The 23309-nt window shown below is 61.8% G+C and carries 22 protein-coding genes; 7 read left to right on the top strand and 15 right to left on the bottom strand.

Annotated elements, in window-relative coordinates; translation table 11 throughout:
• Nucleotides 1–117 precede the first annotated feature (117 nt).
• The 4 genes from AC5RUU_RS16905 to AC5RUU_RS16890 are packed head-to-tail and all read right to left on the bottom strand — an operon-like array spanning nt 118 to nt 3209.
• The gene (locus AC5RUU_RS16905; RefSeq protein ID WP_493976365.1) at nt 118–495 is read right to left on the bottom strand and encodes a hypothetical protein; all 378 of its coding nucleotides are present in this window, start codon (nt 493–495) and stop codon (nt 118–120) included.
• Nucleotides 496–514: 19 nt separating this feature from the next.
• Complete coding sequence (locus AC5RUU_RS16900; protein ID WP_493976364.1) at nt 515–2119, bottom strand: radical SAM protein; 1605 nt, start codon at nt 2117–2119, stop codon at nt 515–517.
• The gene (locus tag AC5RUU_RS16895) at nt 2116–2454 is read right to left on the bottom strand and encodes a hypothetical protein (protein ID WP_493976363.1); all 339 of its coding nucleotides are present in this window, start codon (nt 2452–2454) and stop codon (nt 2116–2118) included. Before AC5RUU_RS16895 ends, AC5RUU_RS16900 begins: the two co-directional genes overlap by 4 nt.
• On the bottom strand, nt 2451–3209 hold the full coding sequence (locus AC5RUU_RS16890) for a prolipoprotein diacylglyceryl transferase family protein (RefSeq protein ID WP_493976362.1): 759 nt from the start codon (nt 3207–3209) through the stop codon (nt 2451–2453). Before AC5RUU_RS16890 ends, AC5RUU_RS16895 begins: the two co-directional genes overlap by 4 nt.
• A 646-nt stretch (nt 3210–3855) precedes the next feature.
• Here AC5RUU_RS16890 and AC5RUU_RS16885 point away from each other — a divergent pair.
• Complete coding sequence (locus AC5RUU_RS16885) at nt 3856–4761, top strand: Abi family protein (RefSeq protein ID WP_493976361.1); 906 nt, start codon at nt 3856–3858, stop codon at nt 4759–4761.
• Nucleotides 4762–5277: 516 nt separating this feature from the next.
• Here AC5RUU_RS16885 and AC5RUU_RS16880 read toward each other — a convergent pair.
• The 3 genes from AC5RUU_RS16880 to AC5RUU_RS16870 all read right to left on the bottom strand — a co-directional run bounded on the left by AC5RUU_RS16880 (nt 5278) and on the right by AC5RUU_RS16870 (nt 9444).
• Complete coding sequence (locus AC5RUU_RS16880) at nt 5278–6789, bottom strand: aldehyde dehydrogenase family protein (RefSeq protein ID WP_493976360.1); 1512 nt, start codon at nt 6787–6789, stop codon at nt 5278–5280.
• Between the two features lie 79 nt (nt 6790–6868).
• A complete protein-coding gene (gene dapA / locus AC5RUU_RS16875) occupies nt 6869–7768 on the bottom strand; it encodes a 4-hydroxy-tetrahydrodipicolinate synthase (RefSeq protein WP_493976359.1) in 900 nt (299 codons plus the stop codon).
• A gap of 404 nt (nt 7769–8172) precedes the next feature.
• Nucleotides 8173–9444, bottom strand: a complete 1272-nt coding sequence (locus AC5RUU_RS16870) for an MFS transporter (RefSeq protein WP_493976358.1) — start codon at nt 9442–9444, stop codon at nt 8173–8175.
• A 779-nt stretch (nt 9445–10223) separates the two neighbouring features.
• Between AC5RUU_RS16870 and AC5RUU_RS16865 the strand changes: the two genes are divergently transcribed.
• Complete coding sequence (locus tag AC5RUU_RS16865; protein WP_493976357.1) at nt 10224–10427, top strand: hypothetical protein; 204 nt, start codon at nt 10224–10226, stop codon at nt 10425–10427.
• A 287-nt stretch (nt 10428–10714) separates the two neighbouring features.
• Here the strand turns inward: AC5RUU_RS16865 and AC5RUU_RS16860 are convergent, their stop codons facing one another.
• The 4 genes from AC5RUU_RS16860 to AC5RUU_RS16845 all read right to left on the bottom strand — a co-directional run bounded on the left by AC5RUU_RS16860 (nt 10715) and on the right by AC5RUU_RS16845 (nt 12926).
• On the bottom strand, nt 10715–11476 hold the full coding sequence (locus AC5RUU_RS16860) for an SDR family NAD(P)-dependent oxidoreductase (RefSeq protein ID WP_493976356.1): 762 nt from the start codon (nt 11474–11476) through the stop codon (nt 10715–10717).
• A gap of 17 nt (nt 11477–11493) precedes the next feature.
• A complete protein-coding gene (locus AC5RUU_RS16855; RefSeq protein WP_493976355.1) occupies nt 11494–11640 on the bottom strand; it encodes a hypothetical protein in 147 nt (48 codons plus the stop codon).
• Nucleotides 11641–11659: 19 nt separating this feature from the next.
• Nucleotides 11660–12475 carry a zinc-binding dehydrogenase gene (locus tag AC5RUU_RS16850; RefSeq protein ID WP_493976354.1) on the bottom strand — a complete coding sequence of 272 codons (816 nt, stop codon included), beginning with the start codon at nt 12473–12475 and terminating at the stop codon, nt 11660–11662.
• A 115-nt stretch (nt 12476–12590) separates the two neighbouring features.
• A complete protein-coding gene (locus AC5RUU_RS16845) occupies nt 12591–12926 on the bottom strand; it encodes a CBU_0592 family membrane protein (protein WP_493976423.1) in 336 nt (111 codons plus the stop codon).
• A 167-nt stretch (nt 12927–13093) separates the two neighbouring features.
• On the opposite strand from AC5RUU_RS16845, the gene AC5RUU_RS16840 reads away from it, so the two are divergent.
• From AC5RUU_RS16840 to AC5RUU_RS16820, 5 genes are all read left to right on the top strand, one after another.
• Complete coding sequence (locus tag AC5RUU_RS16840) at nt 13094–14491, top strand: LLM class flavin-dependent oxidoreductase (RefSeq protein WP_493976353.1); 1398 nt, start codon at nt 13094–13096, stop codon at nt 14489–14491.
• Nucleotides 14488–16173: a betaine/proline/choline family ABC transporter ATP-binding protein gene (locus tag AC5RUU_RS16835; protein ID WP_493976352.1), complete on the top strand. Its 1686-nt coding sequence runs from the start codon at nt 14488–14490 to the stop codon at nt 16171–16173. Before AC5RUU_RS16840 ends, AC5RUU_RS16835 begins: the two co-directional genes overlap by 4 nt.
• The gene (locus AC5RUU_RS16830; protein WP_493976351.1) at nt 16170–17087 is read left to right on the top strand and encodes an ABC transporter permease; all 918 of its coding nucleotides are present in this window, start codon (nt 16170–16172) and stop codon (nt 17085–17087) included. The genes AC5RUU_RS16835 and AC5RUU_RS16830 overlap by 4 nt, the downstream gene beginning before the upstream one ends.
• Before the next feature lie 30 nt (nt 17088–17117).
• On the top strand, nt 17118–18002 hold the full coding sequence (locus AC5RUU_RS16825; RefSeq protein WP_493976350.1) for a glycine betaine ABC transporter substrate-binding protein: 885 nt from the start codon (nt 17118–17120) through the stop codon (nt 18000–18002).
• A 777-nt stretch (nt 18003–18779) separates the two neighbouring features.
• Complete coding sequence (locus AC5RUU_RS16820) at nt 18780–20372, top strand: aldehyde dehydrogenase (NADP(+)) (RefSeq protein WP_493976349.1); 1593 nt, start codon at nt 18780–18782, stop codon at nt 20370–20372.
• A 102-nt stretch (nt 20373–20474) separates the two neighbouring features.
• On the opposite strand, the gene AC5RUU_RS16815 is transcribed toward AC5RUU_RS16820, so the two are convergent.
• The 4 genes from AC5RUU_RS16815 to AC5RUU_RS16800 form a co-directional block, all read right to left on the bottom strand.
• Nucleotides 20475–21329 (bottom strand): fumarylacetoacetate hydrolase family protein, encoded by an 855-nt coding sequence (locus tag AC5RUU_RS16815; protein ID WP_493976348.1) that lies wholly within the window; start codon nt 21327–21329, stop codon nt 20475–20477.
• Between the two features lie 101 nt (nt 21330–21430).
• On the bottom strand, nt 21431–22216 hold the full coding sequence (locus AC5RUU_RS16810) for a 2-keto-4-pentenoate hydratase (protein ID WP_493976347.1): 786 nt from the start codon (nt 22214–22216) through the stop codon (nt 21431–21433).
• 95 nt (nt 22217–22311) lie between these two features.
• Nucleotides 22312–22722, bottom strand: a complete 411-nt coding sequence (locus AC5RUU_RS16805) for an ester cyclase (protein WP_493976346.1) — start codon at nt 22720–22722, stop codon at nt 22312–22314.
• On the bottom strand, nt 22719–23267 hold the full coding sequence (locus AC5RUU_RS16800; protein WP_493976345.1) for a flavin reductase family protein: 549 nt from the start codon (nt 23265–23267) through the stop codon (nt 22719–22721). Before AC5RUU_RS16800 ends, AC5RUU_RS16805 begins: the two co-directional genes overlap by 4 nt.
• Between the last annotated feature and the right edge of the window lie 42 nt (nt 23268–23309).

Here is a 23309-nt window from a genome sequence, read left to right as displayed (position 1 = left end):
TAGTGGCCTACGAGATCCGGCTCGGCTTTCTCGACGACGAGGTGGGTGCCCTGACGCCAAAACGTTTGCGTGGCAGGAGGATCAACCAGTTCTGGCTTTGCCCATAGTCTGAGGCGCTTAGGCGCCGACCAGTCGCGCTGCCATCGCGTATATCCCCCACAATCCTGCCGCTAGCAGGATGCCAAGGTAAGCGAGGATCAGCCTGGTGTCACGGAGGTAGCAGTTCGCCCTTGTCAGTCCGCTGCGTCGTGCTTTCCAATAGCCTGCGAATCCGACGGCAGCGAACACGGCCAGCGCCACCGGGCCCGCCAGCCAACCCAATAAAGCAACAGTTGCGAAGATGCAGAGCCGCAGGGGGTCGAAGGGCGGCAGGGACTGCGGATTTGTTTCAGGGTCAGGGCTGTGCCCGTGCCGGCCTGCGTGCTTGGCGCGCACCAGCTGCGAGGGCGGTGGTCCGGCTGCAATACGCCGGGCATCAAAATCGGAACTCATCATTCCTCCCTATATGGCTGTCTTAGACCTGGCGGACCGGGAGGAGCTCCCGGCCCGTTGCTGTGCTTATTCGTTGCCTGGCCAGGGCTGGCCATGCCTGGACGGCACAGAAGGGGGCGCACTGGTGATCTCCGGCGTCGCTCTTTGTGCCCACGTGGATGCAGCATTGCGTGAGCCGTTCTTCGATCATGGTGGAGATGTCCATGAAGGGCTTGACCATGATGCGCGTAATCCGTTCGCCCAGGAGCTGGCGCAACCGCTGTTGCTGCCCGGGAAGCTTGCCGGCAGCCAGAGTAGTGAGGGTGCCGATGCCGAGGTCGCACTGGGTGCAGATGTTCTTCCAAAGATCCATTGTCCGCGGATGGGACAGCGAGGACTGCTCGCTGAGCAGGTCCAGCAGGGAGGACTTCATGAGGTTCCGCAGCTCAAGCGGGATCGCGCTGTCGGCGATGCGGCTGGCGACGCTGTCGGGATTGAGTTCCAGCCAGGCGAGCAGCTGATCGTGCCCGATGAGGGCTGTCAGCGAGCGCCAGACTCCGGAGTCGTCCTTCAGCATGTAGCCCACGGATGCGCAGTGCGGATGTGAGCACGGCAGGGCTGTCAGGTCGTGCCATGAGACCACTCCTCCGGTTTGCTCCGCGAGCCGTTCCAGCACGCCTGTGTGGGTGAGCCTGTCCGTGGGGTCGACGCCGTGGCCGCGCCCTGAACCGAACACCGGCTGAAGCGCAACCCCACCGACGAACGGGGTTTCCAAAGCCCTCATGACGACGGCGCCGACCTCACCGTCGTTGACGCCGAGTGTCGCTGTCATCGTCAGGGTGGTGAAAACACCTGCCTCGGACAGGCGCGCGATGGCGATGTCCTTGAACCGGGTCAGGTCTCCCCCGCGGTGGTGAATGGATGCCTCCTTGGACGGGCCGTCGTATTGGAGGTACACCTCCACGCGGTCCCGGTGCCTGGCCAGCAGACCGAGGAGTTCATCGTCGCTGGCTATGAGCATGCCGTTGCTGTTCACCATGATCCGGACGATCGGCCGGGCGACGAGCTCATCCAGAAGTTCCCCCAGATGGGGATAAAGCGTCGGCTCGCCGCCGGAGAGCATCAGCACGTCCAGCCGCCCGTTTTCGCGGGCAAGCCGCGTGTCGATGTTCGCGAGTACCTCGCTGAGCGGTGCCACTCCCTGCAGTTGAGGGCCGGAGGCCGTGAAGCAAGTGGGGCAGCGCAGGTTACAGTGCTCGATGATGTCCTGCAGGAGAATGCACGTGTGCTGCGTCTGCATGGCCGGCAGCCCGAACGCGTAGGCCTCCGGGACCTGGCGGTAGTTGCCGGCCTGGTCCGGGATGTGTTGCTTGGTGGGTGCCTGCCACTTCTCCAGGTAGCGCAGGATTTCCGGTGACTCGTCGTACAAGGTGCTGACGAGGCCGTGGTCCGGGCAGCCGCGCTCGAGCCAGACCCTGTCATCGCGGATCAGCAGCGCGCCGGAGAGGCGCCGGACCTGCGCGAGCGGGGGGTTCGTCTCATGGCAGTGGGGACAGAAGGCTGTGACGTACCGGTGGATGCGGTCTCCGCGCAGCGGCTGGCCGGGCCCGGGCAGCGCCTGCCCGGAAGAGAACGGTGTCGGATTCATATCCGGCTACTCATCTGGGAGAGGGCCATGACGCAGACCCCGCCGCCCACCAGGATGAAGACCCCCAGGCCAATCAACAGCCCCGCACCCAACCGGGACGTGCGTGTCCAGATTGCCAGGGCACCGGCTACCGCCAGGTACACGCCAATCGGTATAAAGGCTGCAGGCCCGGCGAGGTCGGTCTTGTAGCCTTCATCTGGAGCGATACCAGCTGTGGTCCCGAAATAAAGGGCATAAAGGGCAGCAGCTCCGAGCAGGATTCCGAGCACCATGGAGCCGAACCCTGGTCCAGGTCGCTCCTCCTCTTCCTGAGACGACAGGTTGTCCTCGCTCATGCTGCTCCTTCCTCCAGCTTCGGCGGAGTGGTTTCCCCGAATACCCGCAGCATCCGCCAGAACAGCAGGGGGAGAATCACCAGGAGGAACCATTGGGGACGGCTCAGCCCCAGCCAGAGCACCTCGTTGCCGCGGACGAATTCGACGCCGAACCGGAACAACGCGTAAGCGGTCACGTAGCAGACGAAGAGGTCGCCAGGATGGGGCAGGCGGTCGCGATAGCGCCACATGAGCGCTAATGCTGCAACATGGAACACGATTTCATAGGCAAAGGACGGGTGCAGTCCTACCCCGGTCGGTCCGCCCAGCATCGCAGCCTGCCCGGGCGTGAGCGATATTCCCCACCCTCCGCCGGTCGGGGTGCCGGGCAGTTCTGTGAGGAGGCAGCCCACCCGACCGATGACCAGCGCCAGGGCCACCGCGGGCGCAAGCAAATCGCCCGTGGACTCCCGGTATCCTGTCAACCGTTTACCCAGATGGACACCGAGCCACGCGCCCACAAGGCCCGCCAGGATGCTGCGGTCCCCGTTGCCCCACCAGTCCGCCAAGGAGACCTGCCGGGAAACATCCCATGTAAAGACCCTGGAGCCGATGGCCCCGAAGGCGATAGCGAAACCCGCAATGGGCCATAGCCGTGGGTCGGACAGGCCGCGCCGGCGCGTCTCATAAGCGTAAAACAGTAAGGCTGCGACGATTCCCAGCCCTGACAGGCCGGCGTGCACTAGCCCGTCTCCCGCGAACGGAAGCCCGACCATGAGCAGAGTGTAACAGTGACCGTCCCCGCACCCTCCAGCCCTACATCTGGACGGTAGCGGGAACTACATCTGCACGTGGAACCGCCGCGCGGCTTCCCGAGATGGCTAAAAGACGGGTACACGGTGAACGTGCTGTCGACGCCATGGGCTAAGAAAGCCTGGCGGCGGAACTGCTGCTGGACCTGTCGCTGCCGGTGCCAAAACAACGGTCACCGGCCTGCTGGTGAATCCGGGCGCCCGTTGATGCCGTGATCGACCGCGCGTGCCGGGAGTGACGACTGAGCGGAACGTGTGCAGATTCTGCATGAGGACGGGGTCCTCGGAACCGGAATGGAACTCATCGAATTCATTAGCGGCTGCGTCAGTCGTCCAACGAGCCTCGGCCCGACGTCTTAACAAACCGGAACGACTTCGATCCTTGCTCTAGCTAACGTAACCAGGGACGCGAAGGCAGCTTGGGTTACACCCCAACCTGACGTTGTGGCGTAGATTTCTCTGCAAGCTCTCGTGAGCGCACCGGAAGCTCAGGCTCCGCGTCGGCTGGAGCTGCATTCGAAAATCCGGTAGAGTTGAGGCACTACGACCGGTTCCGCCTACTTCGGTAGGTCCAGGGCCGGTCTTCACTTTCTCTGGGCAGGAGGCTCAGTTGCCTGCATCCGTCAAGGCCTATAAGACCTACGACGAGCAGGTCGACCTCCTAGCCTCCCGAGGGATGGACATCGGGGACCGGGATGCTGCCATCAAACAGCTGCAGCACATCAACTACTACCGTCTAAGCGGCTACTGGTATTCATTTAGGCGCCAGGGACCCTCAGACCGTGAAGATAGCTTTTACGCCGGAACTACCTTCAACGATGTCATCAGGCTTTACAGCTTTGATGCGAGTCTCCGAACAGCAACTTTCGCCTCTCTGACGCCGATCGAGCTAGCATTGCGAGCCCTTCTCGGGCATGCCCTCGGCACGATCGACGAATGTGCCCACCTGAAGCCAGCGCTTCTGGGTCCGCGGGCGGTCCAAGGTGCCTCCTATGCCACATGGCTGCAGCGCTACCAAAAGGGCCTCGCCGATTCGAAGGAAGACTTCGTCAAGCACCACCATGCAAAGTACGGCGGAACTCTTCCCGTTTGGGCAGCGGTAGAAATCCTCGACTGGGGTGCGCTCACGTACCTATACGGGTTCTCGCCGCGGCAGACTCAAAACGGCATCGCTGACAAGTTCGGCCTGACCGCCCCACAGCTGGAGTCCTGGATGAAATCGCTCAACGTCGTGAGAAACATCTGCGCCCACCACGGAAGGCTCTTTAACAAGGTCCACGCGATAAAGCCCAAACTTCCAGATGTTGGCCAACTTCCTGAGCTCGACCAAGCCCGCCAGGAGATGAACCGAACTTTCGGGCAACTGACTCTCATCCAGCACATGCTCAGGACCCTCGATGTCGGGCGGCACCAACTTCTTCCGGCGGTTCTTCGCTCATACCCGGATGTACAGCTACTGCCCATCTCGCATATTGGGGCCCCGTCCCAATGGTCCGCGTTGACACTCTGGAACTAGCTGCTCGAAGCCTATTCACGGAGTTACGCGTCACGGGAAACCTGGCCAACTTGACGGAATATCCATTATCGGCGTTGGCCAATGGGAGGGGGAGTGGCCCGAAGAGGGGCTGCGTCGGACACCGCTTCTCCGCCTTTTTGCCCGAAGGACATGCCGCTTAGGAGCAGTCAGTTAAGGCGGCGCGCCTGCTTCGCAGGGCATGTCAGTGGGAAAGCCGTGGCACGGTACAGGAAACTTCTTCCCCGTGGTTCCTCCCTGCGCATTGCAAACGAAATATGTCGTTCCTGCGCCCTGAATACTGAAATGCCGGCGGCACAAGCCCGCAAAGAGCAGGCGGGTGCCGCCGGCGTTCCCGTTCATACTGGTCACCGGGTTTAGCCGGCGAGACAGTTTGTCGCTGCGCGAAGCGCCCCAACCTGCCCTCAAGGCCCTGACGCTAATATGGGTGGCGCGCCGCCCGGGGGTTGGCTTGTGAGGCACGTTTGAGCGCATCAGCGGCAGCCGTTGGAAGAGCGCCTATCGGGTCTTGTTGTGCATGACGTGTTTGGTGCGGGAGTAGTCGTCCAATGCGTAGGCTGACAGGTCCCGTCCGTATCCGGAACTTTTGAATCCGCTCCACGGCATCTCGTTGGCGAGAACCAGGTGTGAGTTGACCCACACGGTGCCGGCCTCGAGCTTGGAGGCCATGTCGTGGCCCAGCTGGGGGTTGAGTGTCCATACCGAGGCTGCGAGCCCGTAGGGCACCTGGTTGGCACGGCTGACTGCCTCGTCCTCGGTGGAGAACGTCTCGATGGTAACGACGGGTCCGAAAATTTCTTCTAGGGTGCAAGCAGCACCTTCGGGTACGTCGACTAGGACAGTGGGTGCTACGAAGTAGCCTTTTCCTTCCAGGGCGCCTCCGCCGAGGACTGCCTTCGCCCCGGCTGCCTTCGCCCGTTCGAGGTGGCCGAGGACGCGGTCAAAGTGGGCTTTCGAGATCATCGGGCCGATTTCGACGTCCGCACCGGCCGTGGGCTCACCGACGACGAGGGTTCGCACCTGTTCAACCAAAAGCTGGGCGAACTGTTCTGCGACCGATTCGTGGACGAGTACGCGGCATCCGGCGCCGCACTCCTGCCCGGAGTTCCAGTAGCCTGCCGCACGAAGGGATTCGGCGGCCGCGGCCAGGTCTGCGTCTGCGAAAACGACCACCGGCGCCTTGCCGCCGAGCTCCAGGTGGACGCGTTTCACGGTTTCCGCGGCGGTCCGGGCGACGGCACGTCCGCTGTTGACAGAGCCCGTCAGTGCGATCATGTCGACATTGGGGTGTCCGGCCAAGCGTTCACCAATGACCGGACCCAGTCCGGTGACGATGTTGAGCACGCCTGCCGGCAGCAGATCTGCAGTCAACTCGGCGAACTTCAAAGTGGTGAGCGGGGTCTGCTCGGAGGGTTTGAGGACAATCGTGTTGCCCGCGGCCAGAATGGGGGCGATTTTCCAGACAGCCATCAGCAAGGGGTAGTTCCACGGCGTGACGACTCCAACGACTCCAAGCGGTTCCCGGAGAATCACGGAAAGGTGGTCCTCGGCGTATTCGCCGGCGGCAAGTGAGGTTGTGGCCCGGGCTGCGCCGGCCATGAAGCGGAATGAGTCAATGGAGGAGGCAACATCATCCTCCGAAACCATCAAGGGCTTTCCGGTGTTCAGCGACTCCAGCCGCGCCAGCAGATCTGCGTTCTCCTCCAGGCGGTTGGCAATCGCAAGCAGGATCTCTGCCCGCTTCTTGGGCAAGGTCCGGCCCCAGGCGTCCTTCGCCTGCAGGGCTGCGAGGACGGCGGCGTCGGCGTCGGCGGCGGTGCCCTGGGCAACCTCACAGATAGTGGTTTCGGTGCAGGGGTCGATCACGGCCTGTTTTTCGTCGGTGATTCCAGGCCGGAATTCACCGCCAATGAAATGCTGGCCCGGAGGCAGCCCATCGGTGGCGAAAATGGGGGCGGGGTCCGTGCTGCGTCGAACGGTGCCGGAGGCGGTTATTGCCGTAGTTGTCATTGTCACTCCTGATTGTTGTTGGGACGGGAAAGGGCGTTTGATGAGTCGATGAGTATGGGTTGCATGGCGCATCCGCCGTTTAGGCGTAGGCCGTCTCGAGCTGCAGTTCGGCTGTGAGTTTCTCAATTCGGGCCAGAAGCGCAGGGTGGAGATCTGCGGTGGGCCGTCGCGGAGAACCGATAGGAAGACCGAGTACTCCCAGAGCGGCCTTAACCGCGGGCACGTAGGGTGCGGAGGAGATGGCGTTGATCAACGGGTAGATGCGGTTCCACTCGGCTCGGGCTGCAGCGAAATCGCCGGCTGCGACGGCCCGGTGGACTGCAACGATCTCGCGCGGCACAAGGTTGGCGGTGCCGGCCATCACAGCAGTTGCCCCTTCGCTCAGCGCGGCCAAAACCAGGGTGTCCGCTCCGATGATGGCGGTGATGTCTTCTCCAAGCTCGTGGATCAGCTGCACAGCTTGATCCATGTTGCCGCTGGAGTCCTTGATGTATCGGATGTTCTCAACGTCGCGGGCCAGCGTGCCCACCGTTTCCGGGTCGAGATTAACTCCTGTGGCCGCCGGGTAGTTGTAGAGCATCACCGGCAGTTCCACCGATTCAGCCACGGTCCTGAAATACCCGGCGGTCTCCCCCAGGGTGAGCTGCTCATAGTACGGAGCGACCAGCATGAGGACGTCGGCCCCGCAGTCCTGCGCGTGGTTGGAGAGGCGGATGGCCTCCGCCGTGCTGGTCGCCCCGGTCTGCGCCACCACCGGAACCCGTCCGGCAGTGTGCTCTACCACCGTCTCCACAACCAGCCGCCGTTCCTCGATGCTCAGTGCGGCGAACTCACCGGTGGATCCACAAGCCACCACCCCATCCACTCCCCCATCAATGGATCGATCGACAAGGAGCCGAAGCCGTGCTGCGTCTATTTCGCCGTCGGCTGTGAAAGGGGTGGCAAGGGCGGTAAGTACACCGTGAAGCTGTGAAGACATGACGCTTCCTGTCTGCTGATGATGGGACGGACTGGGTCGATAAAGAGTGCTGCGGGTGATTCTTGGTGTGGGCGGACGCTGAGCGCGCCTACCGAAGAGATTCACGAAGCGTTCATTTACTGAACGTGTTGATCAAGTATTGCTCAGCAAGAGGGGGCAGGCAAGGGTTTTTTCGAATAAGTAGACGTCCGCTGCAAACTGGTACGTCCCGGAAATATCGCCGAAACAAAGCTGAAAAGTGCAGGGCGCCGATCCTCGGAGCGTTCCGCGGTCAGGTCTGCTTCGACTGAACTCGAATCAGCGAAATGGCACAAAGACGGGTCGGCAAAGGGCAGGAGGGTAATGGCCCCTGCTGGGCGAAAAGCGGTCCAGCAGGGGCCACGCGTGGCTAATAATTCGGTGCCCTAGTGGGTGTAGCCTGCTGCTGCCTCGGTCAGGGTCTTGCCCTTGGTTTCGGGAGCAAGCCACTGGGATAGTCCGGCGCCGGCGAGGGCGACGGCGGCGGCAATCAGCATGGTGGGGCCGGATCCCAGGCTCTCCATCGACAGTGGCAGCAGGAAGATGCCGATGCCGGCTCCGACACGGCTGACAGCTGCGGCGAAACCTGTTCCGAGTCCCCGGATTTCGGTGGGGAGGACTTCACTCGGGTAGACGCCCGTCAAGGACGTGTACATGGCGTTGAAGAACGAGAAGATCAGGAACAGGATCAGGATAATGACGGCGGGCGCGCCGGCCCATAGACCGATAATTCCGAGGACGACGGCGCACAGCCACTGCGGCGGGACCGTAAGTACGCGTCGACCGGACTTGTCGATCAGCAGGAAGGCGACGACGACTCCTGCCAAAGCGACGGCGGAGAGTCCGACTCCACCGGCGAGACCGCCGGCGAGTCCGTACTGGTTGAGCACGCTGTCCGCGAAGGTGGCGATTGCAAAGTACGGTGTCACTGCGCAGAACCAGAACCCGGAGATGAACAGGGTGGAGCGCCAGTACTGCTTGGAGAAGAGCATTCCGAAGCTGCCCTTGCGGACGTCCTCGTGCTGGACGTCGTCGAGCGCGTCGTCCGGCAGGTATTTGCTCGCCAGGGCCCGGGCCTCATCCTTGCGGCCTACACTCCACAGCCAGCGTGGGGACTCCGGCATGCCGAGGCGGCCGAGGAACAGGGCAACCGCGATGAACGTGCTCGTACCCAGGATGAAGTGCCAGCTCAGGTCGGTGTACTCGTTGAGCAGGTGGCCGATCAGGAAGGCGAGCATGAAGCCGGCGTACCAGGCGATCTGCATTGAGGCCATCAGGCGGCCCCGCAAATGGGTGGGAGAGAACTCGCTCATCAGAGGCCATCCCACCGCGTACTCAGCGCCGATCGCAATCCCCATCAGCAGCCGCACTACGACCAGCCACACTGGTGAGTCAATGAAGAACTGCATGCCCGACGCAACCGCGAAAAGACCAATATCGAACATGAATATTGACTTTCGGCCCCACTTGTCGGCGGCCCAGCCACCCAGGGGTGAGCCGACCAGAATGCCGATCAGTGCGGCCGCCGCTATCAGTCCCTGCCACAGCACCGTGAGCTGCAAGTCCTCGGCCATAACCCCGGTTACCGGTCCGAGTATGCCTAGGACATAGCCGTCGAGGAACATGCCGCCAATCAGGACGGTGACCATTCTGATCATGAAGCGTCGTTTGCCTGCAGCCGAGGCATCGCCACGATGGGTAGTTGAATTATTAATCGCTGACATTGGTCATTCCCTCAATTGCCGTGCATGACATGGGTTCCGCCTTTTTCGCGGTACCGAGAGGTTGTCGCTGGAGCATGCTCTGAATCCCTGGTCAATGAAGGCACTGGGCGGGCCATGAACACAGCGGCGCGTGTGCACATCCACGGACATACCGCGTCCCCGGCTCATATAACCGCTCAATGCGACTCGTAAGTTGTCTATTCGGTTACCTCGGTGCCTCAATCACAACGGGCACACATCGGTCTCTTTGTCGCGCTCCGCCTGCCGGACTATTCTCTTGCGGCTTCGCTTGAGTACATCCGCCAGCTAAAGCAACGGACCTCGTACGTTCATAGTACGAACGTCATGATCAAAAATATGACAGCAATCACACCCGAGGTCAAGCCCTGCTGAGAGTGTGAAGACCTTGCCGAGCCATGCCGTTCTATGGCTTCGCTACAAGGGGGCGAACTTTTTAGTAGGCCTGCCCTCCGTCGATTCGGGTGTGGGAAGAGGTTGCTCGCCGCAAGCGCGGCGCACTCCATGGGCCCGCCCCTGCCCTGGGGCAACGGTGCGTGCCCCAGCGATTCCGCAGAGCGGGTCTTGCATGCACCTGTGACGGATGGCATAATCGTCATACGTTCACTACCTGAACGCAACGTTCAAATTTTTCCGACTTGCTTCGTTGAGCGGCCAGTCCTTGACTAGTGGATTGCTTCAGAGAGGAAGCCACCATGGCTACTATCGCCCAAAGCGTTTTGTCGCTGTCATTCGGCCGCCACAGCCAGCGGCGTTTGGCGGAGACATGGATCCGCCCTGCCTATAAACCGCTGCAGCGCGCGGTTTCTTCCGGCATGACCTGTGAGCCTTGGGAGGGTCTGTACGTCCACGAGCCGGAAGTTGAGTTGTTGAAGGATGCTCCGGTTCCCCATAAGTGAACGGAGCATCTCCTGGTCAACCTCAGGCGCGGTGGATAGCGTCCGCAAGGAGGGCCCAGTGTGAGCGACCGCAGCTGTCAGGTCGGCGATGAGACCAGCGATTGCTTCTTTTGCCAGGTCCTGAAACCGACTGACGCCCAATGAGACCCCGGGCCCTCCGTTTCGCAACGCGGAGGGCTCCGGTACCAACAGCAGTGGCTGGTCACGCGCCAGTCCGCCCTGAAACCTCCAGGCGTTTTGTGGGGACCAACTTGGCAGCACAGTCCGACGCCAGGCGCCCAGCACCGTCAGGAAGGCAGGGGCAGCTTAGCTGTGCGGCCTCCATCCACCACAATTACTTCACCTGTCAGAAAGCTGGACCTGTCACCTGCCAAATAAACTGCCAGGTCCCCGACATCTTCCGGGCGCCCCGTCCGCCCCACTGGGTGTAACCGATCCAGGGCGTCGCGTGCGGCAGCAGGATCCGGAAGGGTCTTCAGATAGGTTTCACTGAGTTCGGAGTCGATCCATCCCGGAGCAATCGCATTGCAGCGGATGTTGTCTTCTCCAAGGTCCACCGCCATGGCACGGGTCATCCCGTGAATCCCGGCTTTTGTCGCGCAGTAGGCGGTGTGGCCCGGGTTAGCCGCCAGCCCCTCGATGGAGCCGATATTAATGATGCTTCCTCCTCCGCGTCGACGCATGTGTGGCACTGCTGCCTGAGCCAGAAAAAGCGGTGCCCTGAGGTTGAGCGCCATCATCAGATCCCACTCCTCGGGGCGGATTGCGGGGACACTGCGTTCAAACATGATGCCCGCATTGTTGACGAGGATGTCGATGCCTCCGAAGTGGGCGACGCTGCTCTCCACTGCTCCCGCCAATGCAGAAGCTGCGCTCAGGTCAGCCTGAACGCCGAAAACCCGTGGGTGGCCCTGCAGCGCGGGCTCCAAGGGGCGCCGCTGAACGATCGCAACCTTCGCACCTTCTTCAAGGTAGCGGTCTACGATGCCGCGGCCGATCCCCTGTCCTCCGCCGGTGACAATGGCGATTTTGCCTTCGAGTTGCATCATGCTTCCTTTCAACTTGGTTACCTTCCGGGGACAGGCGGAGGGATAAGGACCAGCTTGCCGACATGCTGTTTGGCGAGAAACTCTGTCTGCGCCCGGGCAATGTCGACCAGCGGATAGATGCCTGAGACTACGGGGCGGATCTCATTGCGTTCGATGTAGCGCACGAGGTGTTCGAATACCTCGTCATCCTGAAAGGGTGCATCCCAGAAGGCGAAGGTCTTTCAAATACACGGTTCTTAGATCGATTTCGGCGCGAGGGCCACCGATGGCGCCGGCAATTGCGTAACGACCCCCGGGGCGGAGCAGTTCCAAAAGGTCCGCCGTCTGCGACCCTCCCACCACGTCGAGCACGACATCAACAGAGCCCTTGCCAAGCGCGCCGACCAGGTCGCCTCCACGGTTGAGGGTACGGTTGGCCCCCTGGGCAAGGATAAGGTCAGCTTTTGCCGGGGAGCAGACGGCGATGACGGTGGCTCCCCGGCGCTTGGCCAGCTGGACGGCGGCAAGGCCAACTCCTCCGGAGGCGCCGGTGATGAGCACGCGCTCTGCACCGACGCCGGCGCGGTGCAGCATGTTTTCGGCGGTGGAATAGGCGCAGGGAATGGCGGCCAACTCCGCGTCGGTCCAGTCACAGTTCACGGCATGGGTTTCCCTCGCCGGTGCCACTGTGAACTGGGCGAAGCCTCCGTCGCATTCACTGCCAAGAGTCCAGCATTCGAAGGGGCGGTAGCCCACGTAGCTGCGCAACATGTTCCGAACGATGACGCGTTCACCGATCCGTTTCTCCGGCACAGTCTCACCAACAGCAACGACAATCCCGCAGACGTCAGCGCCCTGGATCCGTGGAAATGTCAGCGGTTCGCCCGACCATGCTGCGTCGGAAGCGCTGATGCCAGGAAAGCCGGCCCTGCCTCCGGCGCTGGTAGCCGATGCCACGGTCTTGGAATACCAACCAATCCGTGTGTTGATATCTGTGTTGTTGAGGGCGGCGGCGGCCACTCTAATGAGCACCTCGCCGGGGCGGGGCCTGGGTACCGCTACGTCGGTCCGATACTCAATCTTTCCAACCCGCCGTGGCCGGTGAGCACGGCCGCGGCCATGGTCTTCGCCAGGGTCACATCGTTTCCTTCCATTGATGGAGGCGTTCGGGGGACACCGCTGACTCGACAGGGCCCGGTGCCCCTTCGCTGCGCCGGCCGTGTGCGCTTCTTCCGGACGTTCTCTGAAGGCGAATAAACGCTACGGCAGCAATGCCTCCCCACGCGAGGTTCAAGGCCACTGAAGGCCACGCACCGTGATAGCTGCCGTTCACCAAAAGGGCCGCCGAGCCGCCAAGGTTGCACAACTGAAAGATCCGTCCATTGCCTATCCATCCGAGGGAAAAGGCGGCATAGCCCGCGAGGACAACCACGGCCCCGCACCATCCGGCCAGTTCAGCCCACAGCCCCATATGCCAGCTCTCCCGTGCACCGTTGCTGTGCCATCTCTTTGTCTCCTGATTTTGACCTTGTTTCACAGCCGGTAAGCGCCTATTGACGATGTGACCTCGACCACTCTATTCTTTTGTTCAGTCCTTAATCAATCTGTTCAGTTTGTGAACATATAGAAAGTCACCTTATGACCCAAATGAGACTCTTCGCTTTCGACTTCGCCGGACCGGCGCACCTTTCAGCCGGGCTGTGGAGGCACCCCCAGGATCGTGGCAGCCAGTACAAGTCGGTGCAGTACTGGATTGACTATGCGCGCATGTTGGAACAGGCCTGCTTCGACGGCATATTCTTTGCCGACAACGTTGGTTACCACGATGTCTACCGCGGCAACGTGGACGCTGCGCTGAAAGATGCGGCCCAGATCCCGGCCAACGATCCCGCCTTCGCTATTCCCGCCATGGCCGCAGCCACCAAACACCTGGGGTTCGGCGTCACGTCCACCACTGCCTACGACCACCCCTACTCGCTGGCCCGGAAGTTCGCGACCCTGGACCACCTCACCGAGGGGCGTATTGGATGGAACGTCGTAACCTCCTACGCGGACAGTGCCGCGAGGAACCTCGGCACGGGCGCCCAGCGCGCCCATGACGACCGGTACGAGGTGGCCGAGGAATTCATCGACGTCGCCCTGAAACTTTGGGAAGCATCATGGGAAGAGCGCTCAGCAGTGGTGGACCCGGATTCCTCCACCTATATCGACCCTGAGAAGGTCCACCCCATCGAGCACTCCGGCAAGCACTTCACGGTACCCGGCATATTTCTCTGCGAACCGTCACCCCAGCGCACCCCGGTGATCTTCCAGGCGGGCGGCTCCAGCCGCGGTGTCGCCCTGGCCGCTGCCACTGCGGAAGCGGTTTTCATGAACGCCACCTCAAAGCCGGGGCTCAAGAAACAGGTCGACGCCTTGCGCCGGCAGGCCGTTGAAGCAGGACGAAACCCAGCCCACATTGCAGTACTGCAGATGATCACTGTCATCAGCGCCCCCACAGATGCCGAAGCGCAGCAGAAGTACGAGGAGTACCGCAAACTGGTCTCCTACGAAGGCGCCATGGCCCGTTACAGCGGCTGGAGCGGCTTGGACATGTCCACCGTTGACCCGGACGTCCCCCTGCGCCACGTCAAAACCAACGCCGGCCAGACGATGGTGGACATCTTCTCAAAGATGGATCCGGAGAAGGAATGGACGCCCCGGGACATCGCAGAGTACATCGGCATCGGAGGAACAGCGCCGGTGATTGTCGGCGGACCAGAAACGGTGGCCGAGGAGCTGATGTCCTGGATGGAAGGAACTGGAATCGATGGTTTCAACGTAGCCCACGCGGTCAAGTACCAGGACATCAAGGACTTCACCGAGTACGTCGTCCCCGAACTTCAGCGACGGGGTGTCATGCGCACCGCTTACGAGGGGTCCACGTTGCGCGAAAACCTTTTCGGTTCGGGCCAGGCGCGTCTTGCTGCCGACCACCCGGGAGCTGTCTACCGCGATTCCTTCACCGCCAAATCCCTCCCCGGAGACCAATCATGACTTCAACAACCCTGCCGGCGACCATCACCCCGGGCGACTACCGCCAGGTCTTCGGCCTCCTCCCCACAGGGGTCGTCGCGATCACCGGCCTAACCGGCGACGGCAAACCCCTGGGCTTCGTCGTCGGAACCTTCCAGTCGCTGTCCCTGGAGCCCCCACTTGTCACCTTCTGCGTGGATAAGTCCTCCAGCACCTGGCCTGCCCTTCGGTCCCTGGGACGATTCACGGCCAACATCCTCTCCACGGAACAGCTCGGTGTCTGCAAGGCACTGTCCCGCAAGGGCGAGGACAAGTTCCAGGGCATTGACTACGAGGGGAGCGTCCTTGGTACCCCCCGGATCCAGGGCTCGACGGCCTGGATCGATTGCGAAGTGCTCTCCGAGGTGGTCGCCGGTGACCACTTCATGATCGTCGGAGCCGTAAAGGTCATGGAGGCCGGCCGCAGGCGACGCCCTTCTGTTCCGGGGTGGAAAGTTCGGAGACTACAACCAGTGGCCCACACCCCCGGCCGCACATACCTAAGCCATGAACATCTCCAGCCCAGACAACGAAGTCAGGAGCAATCCGTGAACGCCATGCACCTCGAGGCACCGACACACGATCATCGCAAGGAAGCTATGAATTCCGAAGTCCCCTTCATCAAGGTGGAGCACCTCACCAAGATCTTTTATCCAGCCAAGAGCACGTCCTGGCTGCGCAGGAAGCCCCCGCAGCACGCCGGCTTCAAGGCCGTCAACGACGTCTCCTTTGAGGTCAAGCGAGGCGAGATCTTCGTCATCATGGGGCTGTCGGGTTCCGGAAAATCCACAATCATCCGGATGCTGAACCGGCTCATCGACACCACCGAAGGTTCCATCGTCATCGATGGAAAAGACGTCGGAGCGCTGGATCCCGCGAAACTCCGGTCCTTCAGGAACGAGACCATCAATATGGTCTTCCAGCACTTCGGATTGTTCCCCCACCAATCGTTGCTGGACAATGTGGCGTTCGGGCTGAAAGTGCGCGGCGTCAACAAACAGTCGCGTGAAGCAAAAGCCACCGAAGCCCTGAAGCTCGTGGGTCTCGGTGACCGGACACACGCCATGCCCGACCAGCTCAGCGGCGGCATGCGGCAGCGCGTCGGGCTGGCCCGCGCGCTGGCCACCGACGCGGAAATCCTGCTCATGGACGAGCCCTTCAGTGCCCTCGACCCCCTGATCCGCCAAGACATGCAGCAGCTCCTGATCGAACTGCAGCGCAACTTCAAAAAGACCATCGTGTTCGTCACCCACGATCTGGACGAGGCAATGTACCTCGGGGACCAGATCATGGTGATGAAGGAAGGCCGGCAGATCCAGCGCGGAACCGCCCTGGATCTTCTGGAAACCCCCGCTGATCCCTACATCGAAAAATTCGTCGCGGAGGTGAACCGCAGCAAAGTCCTGCACGCCGGTATGCTCACCGAGCCGTTCGCCGGAACCGACCACGAAGACAACTGCAGCACCGGCGCCCGGCCCGTCACCACCAACAATTCATCACGGGTGGAACACGTCACCGAAAACACCGTCGTCGCCGATCTGCTCCCAATCTTCGCTGCCGGATGCGATCGCCTCCACGTCACCGATCAACAAGGCCTGGTCATCGGCCAACTCACCGCGAACAAAGTCTTCGCCGCACTCTCCCCGAAGGAGTCCGTCAAATGAATCTTGATGTCGGAGGGTGGTTTGAATCCCTCATCGATTGGTTCCTCGCGAACCTTGGTTGGTTCTTCGACGGCGTCGCGTGGCTGACCAGCCAAATCGTCGGCGGAGTCGAGTTCGGACTGGTAGCCCTGCATCCGCTGGTCATTATCGCCCTGCTGACCGCCCTGGCCGCTTTCATGACCCGCAGCCTCGGTATCACGATCTTTTCCGCAGTCGCCTTCCTGCTCATCCTCTCCATGGGGTTGTGGCTGGAAACCATGGCCAGCCTTTCCATCGTCCTTGTTTCGGTGGCCGTTGCCCTGCTCATCGGAATCCCGCTTGGGATCTGGGCGGCGCTGAGCAATTCCGTCAGCGCCGTCATGCGACCGGTGCTGGACCTCATGCAGGCCATGCCCGTTTTCGTCTACCTCATACCGGCTGTGTTCTTCTTCGGCGTGGGAACGGTACCCGGCATCGCGGCCACCATCGTTTTCTCCATCCCACCCGCCGTGCGCCTCACCGAGCTTGGTATCCGCCAGCTCGACTCCGAACTGCTGGAAGCGGCACAGGCCTTCGGCGCAAAGAAGAGCCTGATCCTCCGTGACGTCCAGCTCCCCTTGGCTTTCCCGTCCATCATGGTCGGCGTCAACCAGGTCATCATGCTGGCCCTGTCCATGGTTGTCGTCGCCGGACTAGTCGGAGCAGGCGGACTGGGCGGCGTCGTCGTACAGGGCGTCGCCCAGCTCGACACAGCCCGCGGCTTCGAAGGCGGCCTCGCCGTCGTCATCCTCGCCGTGTACCTGGACCGCGTCACAGGCGGCGCCAGCTCGCTGGCCGGCGTGCTGCGCAAGAGCAGCCGGCTTCGGAAGGAACGCGCCGCCGCCAAAGCTGCCACCCCACGCATCAGCGCTGATGCAACCCCAGCGGTTCAGTAAACAACCATCACAACCCAAGAGGAGCCAACTTTGAAAAACCTGCTCAAAACCACCCTTGCTGTTGCAGCCATCGCCGTCAGCGTCAGTGCCTGCTCCGGAGTAGCCCCCGCAGGGCAAGGCGGCGACGGCGACAAGACCGTCAACTTCGCCACCGTTCCCGGATTTGACGACACCGTGTCCGTGACTGGCCTGTGGTCCGTACTCCTGGAAGAAAAGGGGTATTCCGTCAAGACCACGAGCGTGGATCTCGCCGCCGGATTCTCAGGCATCGCGCGGGGAGACCTGGACGGTTACCTCAACGCCTGGCTGCCATCAACGCACCAGGCTTACATCGACAAGTACAAGGACGACCTTGTCATCCTCGACAAGCCCTACTTCGACAATGACGAACTCGTACTGGCTGTGCCGGAATTCGTCGAGGAAAACACCATTAGCGAGGTCGCTCAAAACGCGGCAAAGTATGAATCCAAAATCATCGGGATCGAAGCAGGATCCGGCGAAATGAAGATTCTCCCGGACGTCCTGGCGAAATACGAAGCCACCGATAAGCTCGCCATCGTCGAAGGCAGCACCCCGGCCGCCCTCGCCGCGCTCAAGAGCGGAGTAGATGAGAACAAGCCGGTAGTCGTAGCTCTTTGGAAGCCGCACTGGGCCTTCGCAGCCATGAAGGTCAAAGCTCTCGAGGACGACCGCCAGGGCTGGCCGGCCGCCGATGGCTCGCACGTAGTCCTCTCCAAGGAATTCGCTGAAAAGCACGGAGAAGTTCGCGGCTGGATGGAGAAATCCAAGCTCACTGACGAGCAGTACGCCTCACTGATGCTGGCCGTCAGCGAAGCCAAGGACCCTGTCGAGGGGGCAAAAAAGTGGCTCGAAACCCCGGAAAACCGGGAAGCAGCCGACGAATGGCTGAAGTAACCCGTCTCAAGCCATCCCCTACTGGCTGACGGCTCAATGAAAGGCCCGTAATACGCATCGGCCGCGTGTTACGGGCCTTTTGCCACTGCACAACCAACCGCATCTCCCAACGCCGTGCGATGGAAACGGGGTCTGCGGAAACGGGGCCCAAGCGGTAACGGACACCGTCATCCGGCCAGATGATAGGTCGACTCAACCTTTGACAGTGACAGGGGTAACACGTAAAATTGAATACGATGTTCAATAAATGAATACTGCCTCTCCCGTTCGGCCAGTTGCACGGACTGCTGACAAAGCTGTCACCGCATTCTTCCGGCCGCCCGCCGAACCTAGAAAACTACGCCTGCCTCAGCCCCGCCCCCTGCCACTGCGCAGGCGGAAGAGGCCCTCAGATGCCGACAGCGGCAGCGACGATACCCACCAGTAAAGGACAGGAATGCGACGGCCAGTCAGCCACAAGGTAAGCCACCAGCCCACGCCCGCCCTTGAGTTGGTCGGCAACTGGACGGTCCTTGAACCAGGAGACAAAGTGCTCCTCTACCGCGCAGGCACAGTGACGGCCTCCGGAAACGTCGATATTCGGAGCCACAACGGAAGTGTCTTCTGGATCCACAGAGACGGCGGCGGCCGAGCGATGATCCACAAAACAGACAATATTGCCGTCTACCGCCGCACATCCCAAGCCAAAGAGCTCCAACACCGGCGCGGATCAACAGTCTGACGACTGGTTGCCACCGGCTCGCAGAAAATCAACCGCTATCGTAAGAAAGAACCACAATGCCACTTAATGGACATTCACTGATTGCTGGAGAGCAGGTCGTCGGCGACAACGGGACCGCATCCGGTTTCAACCCCGCCACGAATCAGGCTCTCGATCCCGCGTATTCGCTGATCACCGGGGACCAGCTCAAGCTGGCTACCGCCGCGGCTGCTGAGGCTTATCCGTCTTTCAGCACGCTGGATCCGGAAATCCACGCCGGATTCCTCGAAGCCATTGCGGACAACATCGAGGCCATCGGCGAGGAACTCATCGCCCGGGCCGGCCAGGAAACCGGGCTTCCCTCCGCCCGCCTGCAGGGCGAACGTGCCCGGACCACCGGCCAGTTGCGCCTCTTCGCAAGGGTGGTGCGCCAGGGCGACTTCCGCGGCGTCCGCATCGACCCTGCCATCCCGGACCGCACCCCGCTTCCCCGGGCGGACATCCGGCAGCGCCAGATCCCGCTGGGCCCCGTCGCCGTGTTCGGCGCCAGCAACTTTCCGTTCGCCTTCTCGACGGCGGGCGGTGACACAGCTTCAGCCCTCGCCGCAGGCTGCCCCGTGGTTTTCAAAGCCCACAATGCCCACCCCGGTACCGGTGAACTCGTCGGTCAGGCAGTGGTCAAGGCTGTCAAGGACTTCGGCCTGCACCCCGGCGTGTTCTCCCTGGTCTACGGGCCCGGCGCCAGCATCGGCCAGGCTCTCGTCGCCGACCCCGCCATCAAGGCGGTCGGCTTCACCGGTTCCCAGGCCGCCGGCATCGCCCTGATGAAGACCGCGGCCGCCCGCCGCGAGCCCATCCCGGTCTACGCCGAAATGTCCTCCCTGAACCCGGTCTTCGTGTTCGAAGGCGCCCTCAAAGGCGAAATCGATGCCCTGGCGCAGCAGTACGTCACCGCCGTCACCGGAAGCTCCGGCCAGCTCTGCACCTCCCCCGGCCTGCTCTTTGCCCCTGAAGGTGAGGCAGGGGACAAACTCGCTGCCGCCGTCGGCCGCGCTGTTTCCGCCTGCTCCGGCCAGACCATGCTCACCGAAGGCATCGCCGGCTCCTGGAACGCCGGTACCGAAGCCCTCGGCAGCGCTGAAGGCGTAGACCTTATTGGGAAGGGACTGGAAGGTGCGACCAAGAACGCCCCGGCACCTACGATCTTCGGGACCCAGGTCAGGGACTTCGTCACCAACCACGTCCTGCACGAGGAGATCTTCGGCGCTGCGTCCCTGGTCATCCGCTACACCAGCTCTGAGGACCTGATCGAGGCCATCAACAGGCTCGAAGGCCAGCTCACCGCATCACTGCAGCTCACCGAAGAGGACTACCCCACCGCGGCGCCCCTGATCCCGGCCCTCGAACAGAAAGTAGGCCGCATCATCATCAACGGCTGGCCCACCGGCGTCGAAGTAGGCCACGCCATGGTCCACGGCGGCCCCTTCCCCGCCACCTCCGACTCCCGCACCACCTCCGTCGGCACCCTCGCCATCAACCGCTTCCTGCGCCCCGTCGCCTACCAGAACATCCCCCAGGAACTCCTCCCCGCACCCCTGCAGGACGAAAACCCCTGGCACCTGAACCGGCTGATCGACGGGCTGATTGAGAAGGCAGAAGCCAGCGTCTAACGCCTAACGGGTAACGGATTGACGACGTCTTTCCGGGAAGCAAAGGGAGCAGCGGATACATCCGCTGCTCCCTTTGCCAGTTCGGGCACAGGTGCCGGGTGCCTAGCCCCGGGCCGCCAGTAGGTGGCGCATTTCACCGACCCCCTGCACGTAGGTGACCAGTTCGTCGCCCGCCTGCAGGAACCGCTGGGGGACGCGTCCTACACCCACTCCCGGTGGGGTGCCGGTGAAAATGATGTCCCCCGGAAAGAGCCGGGTGACTTTGGACAGCCGCTCGATGATTTCGGGAACGGAAAAGACCATGTCGGAGGTGTTGCCGGCCTGGACCTGTTCGCCGTTGATCGTGCACCCCAAATCGATAGCGTCAGGGTTATCGAATTCGTCAGGGGTGACAAGCATGGGGCCCAGCGGGCCGAATCCAGGAAAAGATTTGGCAAGACTGTACTGGGGTGCTGGCCCGGAAGCCTGCAGTGTGCGTTCGGACAGGTCCTGTCCGCCAGTCAGCCCGGCGACGTGGTCCCATGCGCTGCCAGTAGGAATCTCCTGGCCGCCGCGGCCGATGACCACGACGAGTTCGACTTCCCAGTCCACGGTTCCTGGTGGCAGTGTGATGGTCCCGTAGGGGCCAGCCAGGGAACCGGGGAATTTGGTGAATACCGTGATGTCTTCCGGCACAGCCAAAGATGCTTCTGCGGCGTGGGCGGCGTAGTTCAGGCCGATGGCAAAGACCTGGCGCGGCTGGGGTGCCGGACTGAAGAAATCTTTTGGTGTGAACTCGGCCAGAGGCCTTCCGGTGACGCCCTCCAGGTTGCTGGCGGCTTCCCTGAGTTCGTCCCAGCGTTCGTATGATTCCTGGATGGCCGGGCTGAATGTTCCCTCCGTGGCGGCTGAGACGTCTATGACCCGGTCATCCGGGGTGATGAGCATCAACCGGTTGGTGATGTTGGCAAGGCGCATGGCTGTCCCTTGATTGGTGGTAGGTGTCGGCTGCAGCGGCACCGAAATGAAATGGCCGTGGCCAGTCCTTTCGGACCGGCCACGGCTATTGGTGTCAAAAGTCAGGGGGTTACATCGAATTCGATGGTGCCCCAGCCTTCGAAGGTGCCGGACCAGTGGCCGGCTTCCCGCATCGGCACTGCCTTGAGGCAGCTGCCGGGCAGGATGATCTGTCCGGGTTGGAACTCAACGTCGTACTCGGCCAGGCGGTTTACGAGCCAGGCTGTAGCGGCAAACGGATTACCCAGGATGTTGCGGGTGTTTCCGGAGATGATCTCCCGGTCGTTGAAGTTCAGGACACCGCGGGTGTTGCTGAGGTTCACTTCGTTCACGCGCCTTGGTGTGCCTCCCAGGAGGATGGCACCGGTTGAGCCGTTGTCGGCCAGGGTGTCCGGAAGGCTGATTGCCCAGTCCTTGACGCGGGAGTCAATGATTTCGATGGCCGGCAAGACGTATTCGATGGCATCGATGACATCTGCAACGGTGGTGTTCGGCCCGCGGAGGGGCTTACGCAGCAGGAACGCCGGCTCGAGTTCGACAAAGGGCTCGATGAATTTGTTCAGTTCGAGCGCGGTACCTTCGTAGGCGAAGGTGCTGGCAAGCAGGTGCCCGTAGTCCGGCTGGTCGAGGCCAAACGCGTCCTGCATGACTTTGGCGATGTTACCGAGCTTGTAGCCGACCAGGCGGTCGCCGTTCGCAATGGCGTGCTCAACGTTGATCTTCTGGACCTCGAATGCAGCATTCACGTCCAGTGCTGGCCAGGATTCGGTGGGGGCAGCGATGGATTCGCCTTGGAGTCTGGCTGCGCGGAGAGTGCCCGCGATGTCCTCAAGTGAAATAGTGGACATGGAGTTCCTTTCGGGTCAGTTCCCGTTGCTGGCCGGTACGGCAATGTTCCCGGCCAGCGCGTGTTGAAGTGTCAAAAGTTGTGAGGGCTTCTTGCTCAGTTGCCCAAGTGCCATATGCCGAGGGCTGACAGAAGTTCGCGGGGATCCCAGACGACCCACTCTTCGGCGAGCTTGTCGTTTTCAAAGCGGAGGAATGACGCGCCCGATACGGTAACGTCCCTGCCGGTGGCGGGAACGTCCATGAACGGGCCCTTGTGCGTGCCTTTTGTCTGCCAGTGGATCGCTACCCGATCGCCGTCTTCGACCATCTGCAGGATCTCGACGGTGGAGTCCGGAAATGCGGTGTGCATGTCCTTGATGGTGTTCTGGAGGCTGGCGAAATCCTCGGTTCCTGACTTGGACCGGCGGATGTAGTTGGGGGCAAGGATCCGCTCGAAGGAGGACAGATCACCGGTCCCCCATGCGCCGTTCCAGGCCTTGAGGATGGTTTCCTGCCTGGTGCTCATGATGCGCTCCTTGTTGCTTCTGTGGGGATCTGAATGGGCTGGTATTGGCCGAACTTGCCGCCCCTGAACAGCAGGGCATCGCCGCTGCCTTCGGACATGTGGGTGACGGCGCCGACCACCATGTAGTGGTCGCCGACGACGATTTCAGCTGTGACGACGCAGTCGATGTAAGCAATGGCGCCGTCAAGATGAGGAGTTCCAAGCGGGCCGTCCGTGCAGGGCAGGCCTTCAAACTTTTCGGGCCCCTTGCGCGAAAGAGAACGGCAGATGGGGATTTGATCGTCGGCAAGGATGTTGGCCGTGAAGTTTTTGAGCTTGCGAAGCTTCGGCCAGCTCGAGGAGGACTTGTCCACGCAGAACATGACCAGAGGGGGCTCCAGTGACAGCGACTGGAAGGTTCCGACCACGAGGCCGAGTTTCTCTTTGTCGTCGTTGACTCCGGTGATGGCTGTGACGCCGGTGGGCAGCTTGCCGAGAACCTGCCGGTAGTAGGCGGGTGTAATGTCCGTGTCCGGGGTTTTTTCTGTTGCTGGCGTGATATCCATATCAGGGTTCTTTCATTGGCTCTGGTGTGGGCGGCTTTGCCC

The organism is Arthrobacter sp. K4-10C, assembly GCF_059090085.1.
This window is presented reverse-complemented; position numbering and strand designations above follow the sequence as displayed.